This window comes from Streptomyces sp. NPDC051921 (genome assembly GCF_040680975.1).
Classification (GTDB): Bacteria; Actinomycetota; Actinomycetes; order Streptomycetales; family Streptomycetaceae; genus Streptomyces.
Window position 1 is genome coordinate 1 of record NZ_JBFAXU010000020.1, and the last position, 17,907, is coordinate 17,907.

Annotated in this window: 14 protein-coding genes; 7 read left to right on the top strand and 7 right to left on the bottom strand. The window is 71.8% G+C overall.

The features are described from left to right. The coding region (locus tag AB0M16_RS24920) for a homocysteine S-methyltransferase family protein (RefSeq protein ID WP_365346489.1) at positions 1-1,121 on the bottom strand (1,121 nt) is incomplete at its 3' end. Between the two features lie 243 nt (positions 1,122-1,364). On the opposite strand from AB0M16_RS24920, the gene AB0M16_RS24925 reads away from it, so the two are divergent. From AB0M16_RS24925 to AB0M16_RS24950, 6 genes are all read left to right on the top strand, one after another. Then, positions 1,365-2,129 carry an IclR family transcriptional regulator gene (locus AB0M16_RS24925; RefSeq protein ID WP_365346491.1) on the top strand — a complete coding sequence of 255 codons (765 nt, stop codon included), beginning with the start codon at positions 1,365-1,367 and terminating at the stop codon, positions 2,127-2,129. Positions 2,130-2,394: 265 nt separating this feature from the next. Further along, on the top strand, positions 2,395-3,180 hold the full coding sequence (locus tag AB0M16_RS24930; protein ID WP_365346493.1) for an MIP/aquaporin family protein: 786 nt from the start codon (positions 2,395-2,397) through the stop codon (positions 3,178-3,180). Between the two features lie 35 nt (positions 3,181-3,215). Continuing rightward, a complete protein-coding gene (gene glpK, locus AB0M16_RS24935) occupies positions 3,216-4,766 on the top strand; it encodes a glycerol kinase GlpK (RefSeq protein ID WP_365346495.1) in 1,551 nt (516 codons plus the stop codon). Between the two features lie 16 nt (positions 4,767-4,782). Next, complete coding sequence (locus AB0M16_RS24940; protein ID WP_365346497.1) at positions 4,783-6,396, top strand: glycerol-3-phosphate dehydrogenase/oxidase; 1,614 nt, start codon at positions 4,783-4,785, stop codon at positions 6,394-6,396. 149 nt (positions 6,397-6,545) lie between these two features. After that, entirely contained in the window at positions 6,546-7,607 is a 1,062-nt protein-coding gene (locus AB0M16_RS24945) for an LLM class flavin-dependent oxidoreductase (protein WP_365346499.1), read from the top strand. Between the two features lie 167 nt (positions 7,608-7,774). Then, complete coding sequence (locus AB0M16_RS24950) at positions 7,775-9,025, top strand: PAC2 family protein (protein WP_365346501.1); 1,251 nt, start codon at positions 7,775-7,777, stop codon at positions 9,023-9,025. A 75-nt stretch (positions 9,026-9,100) separates the two neighbouring features. Here AB0M16_RS24950 and AB0M16_RS24955 read toward each other — a convergent pair whose 3' ends face one another. The 5 genes from AB0M16_RS24955 to AB0M16_RS24975 form a co-directional block, all read right to left on the bottom strand. Beyond that, positions 9,101-12,157 (bottom strand): NPCBM/NEW2 domain-containing protein, encoded by a 3,057-nt coding sequence (locus AB0M16_RS24955; RefSeq protein WP_365346503.1) that lies wholly within the window; start codon positions 12,155-12,157, stop codon positions 9,101-9,103. Positions 12,158-12,270: 113 nt separating this feature from the next. Beyond that, positions 12,271-13,500 carry a cysteine--1-D-myo-inosityl 2-amino-2-deoxy-alpha-D-glucopyranoside ligase gene (gene mshC, locus AB0M16_RS24960; protein ID WP_365346505.1) on the bottom strand — a complete coding sequence of 410 codons (1,230 nt, stop codon included), beginning with the start codon at positions 13,498-13,500 and terminating at the stop codon, positions 12,271-12,273. A gap of 178 nt (positions 13,501-13,678) precedes the next feature. Then, positions 13,679-14,494 (bottom strand): SCO1664 family protein, encoded by an 816-nt coding sequence (locus AB0M16_RS24965; protein ID WP_365346507.1) that lies wholly within the window; start codon positions 14,492-14,494, stop codon positions 13,679-13,681. Beyond that, complete coding sequence (locus AB0M16_RS24970; RefSeq protein WP_365346509.1) at positions 14,491-15,081, bottom strand: DUF3090 domain-containing protein; 591 nt, start codon at positions 15,079-15,081, stop codon at positions 14,491-14,493. The genes AB0M16_RS24965 and AB0M16_RS24970 overlap by 4 nt, the downstream gene beginning before the upstream one ends. 82 nt (positions 15,082-15,163) lie before the next feature. Then, positions 15,164-15,853 carry a histidine phosphatase family protein gene (locus AB0M16_RS24975; RefSeq protein WP_365346511.1) on the bottom strand — a complete coding sequence of 230 codons (690 nt, stop codon included), beginning with the start codon at positions 15,851-15,853 and terminating at the stop codon, positions 15,164-15,166. 85 nt (positions 15,854-15,938) lie between these two features. Between AB0M16_RS24975 and corA the strand changes: the two genes are divergently transcribed. After that, positions 15,939-16,931, top strand: a complete 993-nt coding sequence (gene corA, locus AB0M16_RS24980) for a magnesium/cobalt transporter CorA (RefSeq protein WP_365346783.1) — start codon at positions 15,939-15,941, stop codon at positions 16,929-16,931. Between the two features lie 28 nt (positions 16,932-16,959). Here corA and AB0M16_RS24985 read toward each other — a convergent pair whose 3' ends face one another. Continuing rightward, positions 16,960-17,745: a ferritin-like domain-containing protein gene (locus AB0M16_RS24985; protein WP_365346513.1), complete on the bottom strand. Its 786-nt coding sequence runs from the start codon at positions 17,743-17,745 to the stop codon at positions 16,960-16,962. Positions 17,746-17,907 lie beyond the last annotated feature (162 nt).

Genomic DNA, 17,907 nt, shown 5'->3' on the forward strand with positions numbered 1-17,907 from the left:
TCCCACCGGCCCTCCAGCATGGCCTCACGGAACTTCTTCGACCCGTTCGCGTTCGTCCGCTCACCGATGGCCAGGTACGACGTGTCCTGACGGAAGGGGACGGTCTGGTAGAGCGAGGCGGCGCCCGGCTCGGGGCGCGGTTCGCGGGGCTGCGGGGTGAGGTCGCGGACGCGCTCGACCACCTGGCGCAGGTGCTCGGGGGTCGTACCGCAGCAGCCGCCGATGAGGGAGAGGCCGTACTCGCGGACGAAGGTCTCCTGGGCGTCGGCGAGCTCGGCCGGGGAGAGCGGGTAGTGGGCGCCGTCGGAGGTCAGGACCGGCAGGCCGGCGTTCGGCATGCAGGACAGCGGGATGCGCGAGTGGCGGGCGAGGTAACGCAGGTGCTCGCTCATCTCGGCCGGACCGGTGGCGCAGTTGAGCCCGATCATGTCGATGCCCAGCGGCTCCAGGGCCGTCAGGGCGGCACCGATCTCCGAGCCGAGCAGCATCGTGCCGGTGGTCTCGACGGTGACGGAACAGATCAGCGGCACGTCGACGCCGAGGGCGTCGAGGGCGCGGCGGGCGCCGATGATCGAGGCCTTGGTCTGCAGCAGGTCCTGGGTGGTCTCGACGAGCAGGGCGTCCGAGCCGCCCGCGAGCAGGCCCTCGGCGTTCTGCTGGTAGGCGTCGCGCAGGGCGGTGTAGGGGGCGTGGCCGAGGGTCGGCAGCTTGGTGCCGGGGCCCATGGAGCCGAGGACCCAGCGCTGCCGGCCGGTGCTCGCGGTGAACTCGTCGGCGACCTCGCGGGCGATGCGGGCGCCGGCCTCGGAGAGCTCGTGGACGCGCTCGGGGATGTCGTACTCGCCGAGGGCGGCGAAGTTGGCCCCGAAGGTGTTGGTCTCGACGCAGTCCACGCCTGCGGAGAAGTACTCGTGATGGACCGAACGGACGATGTCGGGCCGGGTGACGTTCAGGATCTCGTTGCAGCCCTCGAGGTTCTGGAAGTCCTCGAGGGTGGGGTCCTGTGCCTGGAGCATGGTGCCCATGGCGCCGTCGGCGACGACGACTCGGGTGGCGAGTGCTTCGCGGAGCGCTGCCGCTCGGCTGCGGAGGTCGGCGGAAGGGTTCGGCGACGAGGCCATGGATTGAGCTCCCTGGGATGCGACGGCTGTCGGCTTTGCACCCCCTGAGGAGGGTGCACTGGCCCAGACTAACCGCGCGGGTGCCGGGGTGGACATGGGGTTCCAACTGGCGGACTGCATCCTGTGTGCGGGGACTCCCGGTCCGGCCCGTTCTTGTCCGACACTGTCTGGTGTGACGCAAGGTCGGCATCGACCGATAGTGTTCAGCATTGTCGAACAGCATGTGAGGAGAAAGGCCGGGCGATGGCGAAGAACATCCAGTCGCTTGAACGGGCGGCGGCGATGCTGCGACTGCTCGCGGGCGGCGAGCGCCGGCTCGGCCTGTCCGACATCGCCTCCTCCCTCGGTCTCGCCAAGGGCACGGCGCACGGCATCCTGCGCACCCTCCAGGCCGAGGGCTTCGTGGAGCAGGACGGCCCCTCGGGCCGCTACCAGCTGGGCGCGGAGCTGCTGCGGCTCGGCAACAGCTATCTGGACGTGCACGAGCTGCGCGCGCGAGCCCTGGTCTGGACGGACGACCTGGCCCGCTCCAGCGGCGAGAGCGTCCATCTGGGCGTGCTGCACCAGCAAGGCGTCCTCATCGTCCACCACGTCTTCCGGCCCGACGACAGCCGGCAGGTCCTGGAGGTGGGGGCCATGCAGCCCCTGCACTCCACGGCCCTGGGCAAGGTCCTCTCGGCGTACGACCCGGTGGCGCACAGCGAGGTGGTGGAGGTCGAGCGGGAGCCCTTCACGCCCCGCACGGTCACGGATCTGGCGGACTTCGAGGCCCTGCTCGACATGACCCGGGCGCGCGGCTGGGCCGCGGACGTGGAGGAGACCTGGGAGGGCGTCGCCTCGGTGGCGGCGCCCATCCACGACCGGCGCCGGATGCCGGTGGGCGCGGTGGCCATCACGGGCGCCGTGGAGCGGGTCTGCTCGGAGGGCGAGCTGCGCTCGGAGCTCGTGGCGGCCGTACGGGACTGCGCCCGGGCGGTCTCCCGGGACCTGGGGGCGGGCCGCTTCTGAGGCCGCGGCCGAGCCCGTACGCACCCTCCTGAACCCGTCGGTAACGATCGCGTTATCGGCGGGTTTTTCGCGTCCGGGACCCTTGACGCGCTGTTAACCCTGGCGCAAAACTTCCGTTCATCGGTCGGCATTGTCGAACAGCTACCGGCAATACGCGCTAAGGTGTGGCAGTGCCTAGGGCCGAAAACGCCCTCACTCGAGGGCGCGGACCATCGGAGTGACCCGTGGTTCGCCTTCCCCTGGACGAAGGACAAAGGAGTCGCGGGTGTCCAGCTCCGACATCTTCCTCGGCGAGACCATCGGTACCGCCGTACTCATCCTGCTCGGCGGTGGCGTCTGCGCCGCCGTCACGCTGAAGAGCTCCAAGGCCCGCAACGCGGGCTGGCTTGCGATCACCTTCGGGTGGGGCTTCGCCGTCATGACGGCGGTCTACATGACCGCTTCCCTCTCCGGCGCCCATCTGAACCCCGCCGTGACGATCGGCATAGCGATCAAGGACGGCGACTGGAGCAACGTGCCGGTGTACATCGCCGGTCAGATGCTCGGCGCCATGATCGGCGCGGCGCTCGTCTGGATCGCCTACTACGGCCAGTTCCGGGCCCACCTCACCGACGAGTCGATCATCTCGACTCCGCACGAGGAGGGCATGGTCGACCAGAAGGCCGCGCCGAACGCCGGCCCGGTGCTGGGCATCTTCTCCACCGGCCCGGAGATCCGTAACGCCTGGCAGAACCTGGCCACCGAGGTCATCGGCACCGTCGTGCTCGTGCTCGCCGTGCTCACCCAGGGCCTCAACGACAGCGGCAAGGGCCTCGGCGTCATCGGCGCCCTGATCACCGCGTTCGTCGTCGTCTCGATCGGCCTCTCGCTCGGCGGCCCGACCGGCTACGCCATCAACCCGGCCCGCGACCTCGGCCCGCGCATCGTGCACGCCCTGCTCCCGCTGCCGAACAAGGGCGGCTCCGACTGGAGCTACGCCTGGATCCCGGTCGTCGGCCCGCTGGTCGGCGGCGCCATCGCCGCGGGTATCTACAACATCGCGTTCGCCTGAGCCGTCCTTCTTCCAGACCTTCCTTGGAGTCCACCGTGACCGACGCCCACACCGCCGCCGCCGCCTCCCACGGCGCAGGGCCGTTCATCGCCGCCATCGACCAGGGCACCACCTCCTCCCGCTGCATCGTCTTCGACAAGGACGGCCGGATCGTCTCCGTCGACCAGAAGGAGCACGAGCAGATCTTCCCGAAGCCGGGCTGGGTCGAGCACGACGCCACCGAGATCTGGACCAACGTCCAGGAGGTCGTCGCCGGCGCCATCGCCAAGGCCGGGATCACCGCGGCCGACGTCAAGGCGATCGGCATCACCAACCAGCGCGAGACCACGCTGCTCTGGGACAAGAACACCGGTGAGCCCGTCCACAACGCCCTCGTCTGGCAGGACACCCGCACCGACGCCCTGTGCAAGGAGCTCGGCCGCAACGTCGGCCAGGACCGCTTCCGCCGCGAGACCGGCCTGCCGCTCGCCTCGTACTTCTCCGGCCCGAAGGTCCGCTGGCTCCTCGACAACGTCGAGGGCCTCCGCGAGCGCGCCGAGCGCGGCGAGATCCTCTTCGGCACCATGGACTCCTGGGTCATCTGGAACCTGACCGGCGGTGTCGACGGCGGCCACCACGTCACCGACGTCACCAACGCCTCGCGCACCCTCCTGATGAACCTCCACACCATGGGCTGGGACGACAAGATCCTGCAGTCCATGGAGATCCCGGCCGCGGTCCTGCCGGAGATCCGCTCCTCCGCCGAGGTGTACGGCGCGGTCAAGGGCGGCGTCCTCGACGGTGTCCCGGTCGCCTCCGCGCTCGGCGACCAGCAGGCCGCCCTCTTCGGCCAGACCTGCTTCGCCGAGGGCGAGGCCAAGTCCACGTACGGCACCGGAACGTTCATGCTGATGAACACCGGCGACAAGATCATCAACTCCTACAGCGGCCTGCTGACCACCGTCGGCTACCAGATCGGCGACCAGAAGCCGGTCTACGCCCTGGAGGGCTCGATCGCCGTCACCGGCTCGCTCGTCCAGTGGATGCGCGACCAGATGGGCCTCATCAAGTCCGCCGCCGAGATCGAGACGCTGGCCTCCTCCGTCGAGGACAACGGCGGCGCCTACTTCGTCCCCGCCTTCTCCGGCCTCTTCGCCCCGTACTGGCGCTCCGACGCCCGCGGTGTCATCGCCGGCCTCACCCGGTACGTCACCAAGGCGCACATCGCCCGCGCCGTGCTCGAGGCCACCGCCTGGCAGACCCGCGAGATCACCGACGCCATGACCAAGGACTCCGGCGTCGAGCTGACCGCCCTCAAGGTCGACGGCGGCATGACCTCCAACAACCTGCTGATGCAGACCCTCTCCGACTTCCTGGACGCCCCCGTGGTGCGCCCGATGGTCGCCGAGACCACCTGCCTCGGCGCCGCCTACGCCGCCGGCCTGGCCGTCGGCTTCTGGCCCGACACCGACGCCCTGCGTGCCAACTGGCGCCGGGCCGCCGAGTGGACCCCTCGCATGGACGCCGACAAGCGCGACAGCGAGTACAAGAACTGGCTCAAGGCCGTAGAGCGCTCCATGGGCTGGCTCGAAGAAGAAGAGAACTGACGAGGAGTAAGTTGCGATGACCACCCTGCAGAGCCTCCCCTCCCTGGGGATGCACCCGGCTGCCGGTTCCCTTCCGACCCGCGCCGAGACCCGGGAGCAGCTGTCCAAGGCGACGTACGACCTCCTGGTGATCGGCGGCGGCATCCTGGGCATCTCCACCGCCTGGCACGCCGCGCAGTCCGGACTGCGGGTGGCCCTGGTGGACGCCGGCGACTTCGCCGGCGCCACCTCCTCCGCCTCCTCCAAGCTCCTCCACGGCGGCCTGCGCTACCTGCAGACCGGCGCGGTCAAGCTGGTCGCGGAGAACCACTTCGAGCGGCGCGCGGTCTCCCGCCAGGTGGCCCCCCACCTGTCGAACCCGCTCACCTTCTACCTGCCCGTCTACAAGGGCGGCCCGCACGGCGCGGCCAAGCTCGGCGCCGGCGTGTTCGCCTACAGCGCCCTGTCCGCCTTCGGCGACGGCGTCGGGCACCTGCTGAGCCCCGCCAAGGCCGCCCAGGACGTGCCGGAGCTGCGCACCGACAACCTGAAGGCCGTCGCGGTCTACGGCGACGACCAGATGAACGACTCCCGCATGGCCCTGATGACGGTCCGCGCCGCGGTCGACGCCGGCGCGGTCGTCCTCAACCACGCCGAGGTCACGGGCCTGCGCTTCACCCGGGGCCGGGTCACCGGCGCCGAGCTCCGCGACCGGATGTCCGGCGACGAGTTCGGCGTCGACGCCCGCCTGGTGCTCAACGCCACCGGCCCGTGGGTCGACCACCTGCGCAGGATGGAGGACCCGAACGCGGCCCCCTCCATCCGCCTCTCCAAGGGCGCCCACCTGGTCCTCAAGCGCACCTCCCCGTGGAAGGCCGCGCTGGCCACCCCGATCGACAAGTACCGGATCACCTTCGCCCTCCCCTGGGAGGACATGCTCCTGCTCGGCACCACCGACGAGGAGTACGAGGGCGACCCGGGCGAGGTCGCGGTCAACGACAAGGACATCGCCCAGATCCTGGACGAGGCCGCGTTCTCCATCCGCGACCAGCAGCTCGACCGCTCCCTGATCACCTACGCCTTCGCGGGCCTGCGGGTGCTGCCGGGCGGTCCCGGCGACACCTCCAAGGCCAAGCGCGAGACGGTCGTCACCGAGGGCCGCGGCGGCATGCTGTCGGTGGCCGGCGGCAAGTGGACCACCTTCCGCCACATCGGCCGCACCATCATGAAGAAGCTGGAGGCCCTCCCGGGCCAGCCGCTGGGCGACTACGCCGACGGGGCTGTGCCGGTCTCCACGCTGCCGAAGCGGCTCCCGCTGCCCGGCATCGCCAACCCGAACGCGGTCGCCCACCGGCTGCTCGTGGACGGCCCGGCTCCCGGTCCGCGCATGTCCGCCGACACCGCCAAGCACCTGGCCACCCACTACGGCTCGCTCTCCTTCGACATCGCCCGCATGGCGAACGAGAACCCCGAGCTCGCCCAGCGCATCCACCCCGACGCGCCGGAGATCTGGGCCCAGGTCGCCTACGCCCGCGACCACGAGTGGGCGGAGACCGCGGACGACGTGCTGCGCCGTCGCACCACGCTGACCATCCGCGGTCTGGCCACGGACGAGGTCCGCGGCAAGGTGGAGGACATGCTGCGCAAGTAGCGGTGCCGCGCGGCTGCCGGTCGCGCAAGTGGACTCCACGACGACGGAGTTGTCAGGGGCGGTCTCGAAAGAGCCGCCCCTGACCCGTGTCGGCCGGCGTGCCATGCTGCCGATACGCCTCCGAAACACTCCGCGCGCAGAGTTGATGCATGAAGTTTCAAGTGCTCTCTCTCATCGGCCATGCCCCGCACCCGCTGACCGGCGAACTGGAGCCCGCCGCTGACCGGTTGGAGCAGGTCCTCACGGTCGGCGAGGCCGCCGAGCGGCTCGGCTTCGACGCGTACTCCATCGGCGAGCGGCACGCCGGCCCCTTCCTCTCCTCCAGCCCCTCGGTGGTGCTCGGCGCGCTGGCCGCCCGGACCTCCCGGATCCGCCTCCTGACCGGCGTGACCGTCGTCGCGATCCTCGACCCGGTGCGGGTCGCCGAGGACTACGCCACCCTCGACCAGCTCTCCCGCGGCCGCATCGAGCTCGTCGTCGGCAAGGGCGCGGAGGCCGGGCACTTCGACCTCTTCGGTCTCGACGAGAAGCGCCAGTGGGACCTGCAGGAGGAGAAGTACGAGCTCCTTCGCCGCCTGTGGACGGAGGAAGGGGTGGACTGGCAGGGCGAGTTCCGGCCCGCCCTGAGGAACGTGACCACCCTCCCCCGCCCGTACGCGGGTCCGCCGCGGATCTGGCACGGATCGGCCACCAGCCTCAACTCCCCCGAGCTGGCCGCCAAGCACGGCGACCCACTGTTCACCGCCAACGCCATCCAGCCCCGCGAGGCGTACGCGCGGCTCATCGCCCACTACCGCGAGAAGTTCGAGGAGTACGGCCACGACCCGCGGCACGCGCGCGTGGCGGCGGGTTCCGGCGGCCTGCTCATCGCCGACACCGCCGAGCAGGCCGTGGACCGCTACAAGGAGCTCTACGAGGCGAAGGTGCGCCAGACCTTCCAGCCCCACCTGGAGGGCAAGGCCGGCTACAACACCCCGTTCCGCACGATCGAGGACGCCGTCGCGGGCGGCCCGCAGCTGATCGGCTCGCCGCAGCAGATCATCGACAAGATCCTGGGCTACCACGAGGTGTACCGGCACGACCTGCAGTCGATCACGGTCGACGCCTACGGGCAGTCCGCGGTGGAGCAGATCGAGACCCTGGAGCGGTTCGCCGAGGAGATCGCCCCGGTGGTGCGGAAGGAGGCCCCCAGCACGCTCTGGGAGGAGTGAGCTGCGAAGTCCGGGCGGCCGGCGTGGGCGCCGTGTGCCGACGGGAGTTCCTGGGTAGTCGATCAAGGCCGAGACGGCTCTCGGGCGGGTCCGAGGGCTGCGGGCGGGCCGCCGGAAAGGCATAAGGTTGGTCCGTACGACAGGAACTTCGACGAAGGAGGCGCTGGGTGATCGAGCTCGAGGGGGTTCCCGAGCTGATCGACCCGGTCATGGTGGCCGCGTTCGAGGGCTGGAACGACGCCGGTGACGCCGCCTCCGCCGCGGTCGCCCACCTGGACCGGGAGTGGAAGGGCGAGGTGTTCGCGGCGCTCGACGCCGAGGACTACTACGACTTCCAGGTCAACCGGCCCACGGTGTGGCTGGACGGCGGCGTCCGGAAGATCACCTGGCCGACGACCCGGCTCTCCGTGGTCCGGATCGGCGGCGACAAGCCCCGGGACCTGGTCCTGGTGCGCGGGATCGAACCGTCGATGCGCTGGCGTTCGTTCTGCAACGAGCTGCTCGGCTTCGCCCATGAGCTGGGCGTGGAGATGGTGGTGATCCTGGGCGCGCTGCTCGGCGACACCCCGCACACCCGCCCCGTACCGGTCAGCGGGGTCACCTCGGATCCCGACCTGGCCCGGACGATGGACCTGGAGGAGACGCGCTACGAGGGCCCGACGGGCATCGTGGGCATCCTCCAGGAGGCCTGCACGCACGCCGGGGTGCCGGCGGTGAGCCTGTGGGCGGCCGTCCCGCACTACGTGTCGCAGCCGCCGAACCCGAAGGCGACGCTCGCCCTGCTCAACCGCCTGGAGGACCTGATCGGCCTGCGCATCCCGCTGGGCGAACTGCCGGAGGACGCGCGGGCCTGGCAGCTGGGCGTGGACCAGCTGGCGGCCGAGGACAGCGAGGTCGCCGAGTACGTGCAGACCCTGGAGGAGGCGCGGGACACGGCGGAGCTGCCGGAGGCTTCCGGAGAGGCCATCGCCCGCGAGTTCGAGCGCTATCTGCGGCGCCGTGAGCCGGGTTCGGGCCCGGGTCCCGGCCCCGGGCTGGCGACGGAGGGCGGCGAGACCTCGTACCTCCGGGACAGCGCCGGCGACCGGACCCGGCCGCCGAAGCCGCAGCAGCCGGGGCCGGAGGCGGTGCCGGGCACGGAGGCGGGCACGGAGGCGGGCACGGAGGCGGTGCCGGGCACGGAGGCGGGCACGGAGCCGGAGCAGGCCCCGGGCGAGCGTCCCTCCGGCGAGCGGCCCGTGGGCGAAGCGCCGAAGGGCGAGCAGCTCTCGGGCGACGCGGACGAGACTCCCGGGGACTCCAGGGGCTCCAGAGAATCCAGGGGCTCCGGAGCCCCCGGGGACTCCGGAGCCCCCGGGGACTCCGGGGACTCCGGGGACTCCGAAGGATCCTCAGGGGCCGCAGGGGCCGACGACTGACCGCGAACGGGAGGGGTGGCACGGCCGCCCCTCCCGTTCGCGTCTGTCGGACCTCCCTGTTCGACGACGGCGCCGTCAGGCGCAGTCGAACCGGGCGGCCGCCCAGTCCCCGTGGTCCCCGCTCTTCGTGCCGTTGGTGTCGGTGATCCTCAGGTGGACATGGCGCGCGCCGGTCACGTCGACGTTCACCGGGACCGTGGCCGAGGCGCCCGTCACCCGCGGCGAGGTCCACAGCACCTTGCCGTCGGCCTCGACGGAGAAGGCGACGTCGCCGTAGCCGTTGATCTCGTCGTCGATGCCGACGTCGGCGGTGAACGCCGAGCAGCGGCCGCCGAGGTAGAACTCGACGTCGGAGTCGGCGTGGGCGCCGATGCCCTTGTCGTAGGTCTTGCCGGCGAGGGTCAGCGGGTGACCGTCCGCCGCGCCCGACTCGCCGTTGGAGCGGTCGCGTTCGGGCGGTCCCCAGCCGTTGGTGGACTTCAGCCAGACCAGGTCGCTCGCCCAGGCCGGGGCGGTCGGCGGCTCGGGCATCACCCCGACCGCGAAGCGCTGGGTCGCCGTGCGGTCCACCCCCGCAGCCCGGTGGCGGGCGGTCGCGGTGAGCGTGGCCTCTCCGGGTGCGGCGTTCCTGGCCGGGGTCACGGCGACCTCGACCCGCCGGGTGGTGCCGGCCGGGATGCGGGCGATCGGCGCGGCCGGGGCGACCTGCCAGCCGGCCGGGGCGTTCAGCGCGACCTCGACTCCGGTGGCGTCCTTGGTGCCGGCGGTGACGTCGACGGCGACGGTGCCGGGCACGCCCGCGCCGAGCTCCTGGCCGGCGGGGACGGCGAGGGTCGCCGGGGCCCCGGGCACCGCGCCGCCGACGGCACTGGTGTCGGTGAGCACGAGGGTGAAACCGCGGTCGGTGCGCTGGGCGGCCGTCTTGACCTGGACGACTCCCCCGCGGTCCTCGCGGTCGTACCACCAGCCCTGCTCGGCGGCCTCGAAGGCGGCCTGCGAGGTGAGCCGGGGCAGTGCCCGCCCGCCCAGGGTGACGTTTCCGGGGGCGTCACCGGTGTGGACGGTGAAGCGGTACGGCCGCGCGGCGGACTTGCCGGTGTACTCACCGACGCTGGGCCCGATCCGTACGGTGACGTCGCCGGCGCCGCGCTCCGGCGCGCGGACCTCGGCGCGCTGGGTGGCGGAGCGTCCGCCGCGGTGCTCGCGGGTGACGCCGTCGTCCTCGTAGAGGTCGAAGGAGGAGCGGCCCTGCGGGTAGATGTCCCAGGCGAGCGGGTCGCCGGGCTTGCGGTCGGTGTACGAGCGGATGCCGCCGGGCCACATGGGGACGGTGGCCCCGGCCCGGACGAACAGGGGCAGGGTGTCGAGCGGGGCGCTGTAGTGGTCCAGGGTGACGGGGCCTTCGTAGGTGCGTCCGTTCCCGTAGTCGATCCAGGTGCCCTTCGGGAGGTAGATGCCGTCGCGCTCCACCGCGTCCTGGTAGACGGGGGCGACGAGGAAGTCCTCCCCGCTGAGGAACTCGTACGTGGCGGCGGCCGACGCGGCCACCGGGTCGTCGGGGTACTCGACGACGAGGGGCCGGGCGAGGCCGAGGCCGGTCCGCGTGGCCTGCTGGGCGTGGGAGTAGATGTACGGCAGCAGGGCCTCGTGGAGCTTGAGGGAGGCGCGGTTGATCGAGGTGTACGGCTCGCCGTAGCGGAAGGGCTGCTTGTCGTGTGCGGCCCAGCCGTCCATGGTCATGGTGACGGGCAGGAACATCTTCCACTGCAGGTCACGGGTGTACGTCTTCGGGCTGCCGCCGAAGATGCCGTCGACGTCCCCGGTGGTGTACGCGAGGCCGGACATGGCGGCGCCGGCGTAGGTGGGGATCTGCCAGCGGATGTACTCCCAGCTGCCGGACTGGTCGCCGGACCACTGGACGCCGCAGCGCTGGGCGCCGGACCAGCTCTCGGGGGCCCAGGTGAAGCCGCGCGCGGTGCTGTTGCCCTCGATGCCCGCGTAGGCGCCCTTGCAGCCGTCCAGGGCGAACTTGTAGCCGGCGCCGACCCAGGCCACGTCGAGCTTGGCGACCCGCTGGCCGGCCTTCACCTGGTCGCCGAGCCGGTCGATGCCGTCCTCGGTCCAGAGGCCGAGTTGCATGCCGCGGGCCTGGAGGCCCTGGGCGGCCTCGGCGAGGTTCTCGTAGCCGCAGCCGTAGCCGTCGTTGACGAGCATCCAGCCGTTCGGCATGTCGTTCTGCACGTAGCCGTCGGCGACCTTCAGGGCGTCGAGGGTGTGCCGCTCGCCGCGGTTGGCGTTGTGGAGGTAGCAGTCGGCGTCGCCGATCTCCAGGCCGTACACGGGCGGCAGGAAGGGCTTGCCGGTGAGCCGGGTGTACTGGCCGATGACGTCCTTGAGGGCGTCCGTCCCGTCGCCGGCGAAGTAGTAGGCGTCGAAGCGCTGTTCGCGGGCGGTGGTGGTGACGGGCTCGCCGAAGACGTAGGTGTTGGGGGCGTAGGTGTTGCGGTAGACGCCGTAGCCGGCGGAGGAGAGGTAGAACGGGACGGAGTTGGGGTGGCCGCCGTCGTTCCAGTTGTAGTCGACGCCGACCTCGACGGTCTTGCCGCGGTGCGAGGTGTTGCCGCGCCCGTTCTGCATGCCGGCGCCGTAGAACTGCTCGTCGGCGCCGCGGGCCAGGGTCTGGGTGGTGCGGTCCTGGTTCCAGGTGAGGCCCTGGGTCTCTGACCAGAGCGGGGTGCCGTCGGCGCGGACCGCGGCGAAGCGCAGCGGGGACTTGTAGGCGCGGAGGGTGACCCGCGCGGTGCTCAGCTCGTAGCGGTCGCCGCGGTCGGCCCAGCGGGTGGCGGGCGGCGGGCCCTGCGGCAGGACGATGTCCTGTCCGGTGGGGTCGGTGAACCTGCCGTCGGGGGCGAGTTCGATGCGGAAGGTCTCGTCGGAGACGAAGCTCACCCGGGCCTCGGCGTGGCCGGCGGTCAGGCGGTAGACGGTTCCCTCGGCGGCGAAGCTCGTGACCTCGCCGACGGTGGTGTCGGAGGGTTCGGCGGACGCTGTGGTCCCGGGCCCCGCGAACACCGCGAGGAGCCCGAGCACGGCGCCGCCGATGACAGCTCTCATGCGCATTGATGATTGCATGGGGCGTTCTTAGCGCAGATTCGAGCATCGGGCCAGAGGCAAAACGGAACCGCCCCCGGACTTCGCGGGAAGTCCGGGGGCGGTTGCGTGACCTGGGTCGGGCGGGCGTCCCGCTACAGGGCGACACCCAGCAGCGCGTCGACGGCGCGGGAGACGAGCCCGGGCGCGGACTCGTCGGTGCCGCCCTCGGCGGCCTGGAGCGCGGCCCAGCGGTCGACCGCGACGAGCGCGGCCGGGGCGTCCAGGTCGTCGGCGAGCGCCTCGCGGAGCTCGTCGACGAGGGCGTCGGCGGACGGGCCGTCGGGGCGCGAGACGGCGGCGCGCCAGCGGCCGAGGCGCTCGACGGCGTCCTGGAGGACCTGGTCGGTCCACTCCCAGTCGGCGCGGTAGTGGTGCGAGAGCAGGGCGAGCCGGATGGCGGCCGGGTCGACGCCGTCCCGGCGCAGCATGGAGACGAAGACCAGGTTGCCCTTGGACTTGGACATCTTCTCGCCGTCCAGGGCGACCATGCCGGCGTGCACGTACGCCTTGGCCATGGGGAACTCGCCCGTGAGCGTCTGGGCGTGGGAGGCGCCCATCTCGTGGTGCGGGAAGATCAGGTCGGAGCCGCCGCCCTGCACGTCGAAGCCCATGCCGAGGTGGTCGAGGGCGATGGCGACGCACTCGATGTGCCAGCCGGGGCGGCCGGCGCCGAGGCTGCCGCCGTCCCAGCTGGGCTCGCCCTCGCGGGCGGCCATCCACAGCATCGGGTCGAGCGGGTTCTTCTTGCCGGGGCGGTCCGGGTCGCCACCTCGCTCGGCGGAGAGGTGGCGCATCAGCTCGGTGTCGTAGTTCGAGACCTGACCGAAGTGCGGGTCGGCCTCGACCGAGAAGTAGATGTCGCCGTCGAGCTCGTAGGCGGCGCCGGAGTCGCGCAGCCGCTCGACGAGCGGCACGATCCCCGGTATCGCCTCGACCGCGCCGATGTAGTGCTGCGGGGGCAGCATGCGCAGTGCGGTCATGTCCTCACGGAAGAGGGCGGTCTCGCGCTCGGCGAGGCCGACCCAGTCGATGCCGTCGCGGATCGCGCGCTCCAGGAGCGGGTCGTCGACGTCGGTCACGTTCTGGACGTAGTGAACCTGCCGCTTGGTGTCGAGCCACACGCGCTGAACGAGGTCGAACGCGTTGTAGGTCGCCGCGTGTCCCATGTGGGTCGCGTCGTACGGCGTGATGCCGCAGACGTAGATGCGGGCGACGGGGCCGGGGGCGAGGGTCACTCGTCCACCGGTCGCGGTGTCGTGAATCCGGAGGTCGCGGCCCTTGCCGGGCAGGGCGGGGACCTCAGAAGCGGGCCAGGCATGCATGTCCTGAGCGTAACCGGACAGCAGTTCCGGATACGAACCGCATCCGGGATCTTGACCGATTAGGCGGTCTTGCGGGAGGGAAGCGAGCGTGCATACCCCCCGGGGGTGTACCTCGACCCGTGAAATTGACCGAAACTCATCGCTCGTGGCGCGAGGCACATGGGTCGGAGCCCGGTCCTCACACCGGCGGCCAGGGAATCGCCGGCCACTGCCCGGACGGCACGGGATGCCGCCCGGTCGCGCGCAGTACCGCGACCCGGTCCCGCACGGCGGCCACCTCCGCCTCGGTCAACAGCCCGGCGAGCCGTTCCGCCAGTGGAGTGCCGGGCGCGAGCCGCCGGTCGAGCGCGCCGAGGACGGTGGCGGCCTCCTCGGTCAGCTCCTCCCCCGCCCAGCCCCACAGCAGCGTGCGCAGCTTGTCGTCCACGTGGAAGCTCACGCCGTGGTCGATCCCGTAGAGGCGCCCGTCGGGTGCGGGCAGCAGGTGCCCACCCTTGCGGTCGCCGTTGTTGATCACGGCGTCCAGGACGGCGAGCCGGCGCAGCTGCGGGGTGTCGGCGTGCACGAGCAGCGCCGTGCGGTCCTCGGCGACCTGCGCGGGCCCCACGGCCTTCCAGCCCTCGCCCGCCCGCTCGTCCTCGACGAGGGCGAGCAGGGTGGCCTCCGGGTCGGCCTCGACCCACAGCTGGACCATGCCCTCGCCGTAGGGCCCGTCGCGCAGCACGGTCGGCGGGACCAGGCCCCAGCCGGTCGCCTCGGACAGCTCGAAGGCGGCGACCTCGCGCTGGGCGAGGGTGCCGTCGGGGAAGTCCCACAGCGGGCGCTCCCCGGCGACGGGCTTGTAGACGCAGGCCGCCTCCTCGCCCTCGTACGCGACGGAGCAGTACAGCACCGCGTTGGACGCCTCGCGGACCCGGCCGCGGACGGTCAGTTCCCCCTTGGTGAGCAGATCGAGCGCCGTACGCGTCCGCTCGCGGGTTCCGTCACCGCTCATGCGCCGCGACGGTATCCGTTCTGGCGGGGGCAGACGTGCCCCTCGGGGTCGAGCGGCAGGCTGCACAGCGGGCACGGCGGACGGCCCGCGTTGACCACGTCCAGGGCCCGCTTGGCGAAGGCCCGGGCCTGCGCGCCGGTGAGCCGGACCCGCAGCATCGGCGGGCCGTTCTCCTCGTCCTGGAGCAGCCGCTCCTCGGCCGCCGCGAGGTCCTCCTCGGACTCCGCGTCGAGCTCGACGAGCGCCTGCGCCTCGACGATCATGCGCTGCTCCTCACCGTCCCAGGCGAGGGCCATGGTGCCGACCCGGAACTCCTCCTCGACGGGCGTGTCGAGGGGCGCGGTGTCCGTGGTGTCGGGGGGCGCGACCGCCGGGACGGGGGCGTTGCCCCCGGTGCGGCGCACGACCTCGTCGAGGAGCTCGTCGATCCGCTCCGCGAGTGCCGCCACCTGGGTCTTCTCCAGGGCGACGCTGGTGACCCGGCCGGCCGCGGACGCCTGGAGGAAGAACGTACGGCGGCCAGGCAGCCCGACCGTGCCGGCCACGAAACGCTCCGGCGGGTCGTAGAGGAACACCTGACGGGACACGTTCCCGACTCCCTTGTGTCTCGACTGTCGTGCTGCGGACTGGTTTTCTCCAGCGGCGCGTCCACCCTACTGCGCGGATGGATCACGGGGCGCCCGCACCGCCTCCCACCTCCGCCGCTCCTCGGTCGGCGGGGGTCTCGCGCGGCAGCAGGGCGGCGAAGTCGCCGGTGTCGCCGAGACGGACGAGGAAGGGACGCGTGCGGGTGTAGCGGATCACGGTGACGGAGCAGGGATCCACCTGGATCCGCTGGAAGAGGTCGAGGTGCAGGCCGAGGGCGTCGGCGACGATCGCCTTGACGATGTCGCCGTGCGAGCACATCGCGTAGACGGCGTCCTCGCCGTGCTCGGCCTCGATCCGGGCGTTCCAGTCGCGCACGGCGTCCACGGCGCGCGCGTGCATCGCGCGCATGGACTCGCCGTTGGGGAAGGCGGCCGCCGAGGCGTGGGCCTGGACGACGCCCATGAGCGGCTCGTCCATGAGCTCGGCGAGCTTGCGGCCCGACCAGTCGCCGTAGTCGCACTCGTTGATCCGGTCCTCGACGTGCAGCGGCAGCCCGGGGCGGGCGTCGAGCAGCGGGCGCACGGTCTCGCGGCAGCGCTGCAGCGGGCTGGAGACGACGGCGGCGAGCGGCACCCCGGTGAGCCGCCCGGGCAGCGCGGCGGCCTGGGCGGCGCCCCGCTCGTCGAGGGCGACCCCGGGCGTCCGCCCGGCGAGCACCCCGGAGGTGTTGGCGGTGGAACGTCCGTGCCGTACGAGGATCAGCGTGGCCATGTCGGCCAGCCTATGCGGCTGCACGCGCGCGTGGAGCCGGACGGCCGGGCTCCTGGGGATGCGGTCCGGCGGCGGTCGGGGGAGAATACGGCGCGTGATCGTGGACTCGGCCATCTATCGGCGCGGACAGCGGACGGAGAGCCCCTCCGACCTGTCGGACGCGCTGGCTGAGGCGCGGGCGAGCGGGGACTCGTTCCTGTGGGTGGGGCTCTACGAGCCGACCGAGCAGGAGTTCGGCCACGTCTCCTCGGAGTTCGCGCTGCACCCGCTGGCCGTGGAGGACGCCCTGAAGGCGCATCAGCGGCCGAAGCTCGAGGTCTACGACGACTGCCTGTTCGTCGTGCTCAAGCCGGTGGTGTACGAGCCGAAGAGCGACCGGGTCAGCTCGGAGGAGGTGATGGTCTTCGTCGGCGACTCGTTCGTGGTGACCGTACGGCACGGGACCGGCAGCCCGCTCACGGCCGTGCGCAAGCGCATGGAGGCGACGCCGGACGTGCTCCGGCACGGGCCGACCGCGGTCCTGTACGCGATCTGCGACACGGTCGTGGACCACTACATCGACGTCGCCGGGGAGCTGCAGATCGACCTGGAGGAGCTGGAGGCCGACGTGTTCGCGCCGTCCGGCGGCAGCCCGGCCCGGACCGCGGAACGGATCTACACGGCCAAGCGGCAGGTCCTGGAGTTCCGCCGGGCCGCGAGCCCGCTGTCCGCGCCGATGGCCCGGCTCGCAACGGGTGCGGTGCCCTTCGTGCACGACAAGGCCATGCCGTTCTTCCGGGACGTGCAGGACCATCTGCTGCGCGCCAACGAGCAGGTGGAGAGCCTGGACCGGCTGCTGTCCGACGTGCTGTCGGCGCATCTGGCGCAGATGGGCGTGCGGCAGAACGACGACATGCGGAAGATCTCCGCGTGGGCGGCGATGGCCGCGGTCCCCACGATGGTCGCGGGGATCTACGGCATGAACTTCGACCACATGCCGGAGCTGCGCTGGGTGGGGGGATATCCGGCGGTGATCCTGCTGATGGCGGGCACCGTCACGTTCCTGTACCGGCTGTTCAAACGGCGCGGCTGGCTGTGACGGGGCCCCGCCCGCCCCGGGAGGGGTCTCAGAAGGCGGGGGCCGGGGCCGCGGGCCCTCCGAGGGCGTCGCGGCGCTCGGGCATCCGGAGGTCGACCATCTTGTGCCAGCCGGCCGCGCGTTCGTAGGCGTACATGGCGTGGATGCCGGTGGCGAGGGCGGCGGCCTTGGCCCTGGGCCAGCGCAGGATGCGGCCCATGTGGCTCATCACGGCGAGGCTGACGTCCCGGTAGACCTGGATCTCGGCGAGCGCGGACTCCCGCAGGGTGCGCTGGATGAGCCGGCCGTGCCCCTCGTGGTTGAGCCGGAGCAGTTCCTCGTGGCAGTAGGCGAGGTGGTTGGCCTCGTCGTTGTCGATCATGTGGATGGCCTTGCCCAGCTCGGGGTGGTCCCCGAAGTACCGGACCAGCATCTCCATCTGGTCGGCCGCCCGTTGCTCGGTGACCCGACTGTGGCTGAGGTAGACGATGATGTCCCGCTCGCTCAGCGGCTCTTCGCGGCGCAGCTTGTCGTGGGCGAGACCGATCCCTCGCTGTTCGAGGAGCATCGTGTAGTCGGTCTCGGGCGGCACCGGGACGGGTTCGAGCCCGCGCTTCCTCATCAGGGCGTCGAAGATCCGCCCGTGCTTGTCCTCGTCGGCGCCGTGCCGGGTGATCTTGGGCGCCAGGTCCCGCATGCCGGGGGCGACGAGCGCGGCGATCCGCCCGTTCTCCCAGCCGCCCTGGGCCTCGCCGCTGGCGGCGATGGAGCAGAAGAGCTGGAACGACTCGTCGTTGTCGATGATTTCCTGGAACAGGCTCTTGGCCGTGAGCATGGCTGCCACCTCCCGTGGTGTACGAGTCAAGTGCGCCGCGCCCGGGCGGGCAACACGAGGGGCCGGGAGGCTGGGCCGAACGGGGTACGGGAGGCGGAGCGAGAGGTCGGGCGGGGGCGCGTAACTCCGGGCCCGCTCACGCGTTGTGCTGCGTGACGGCCG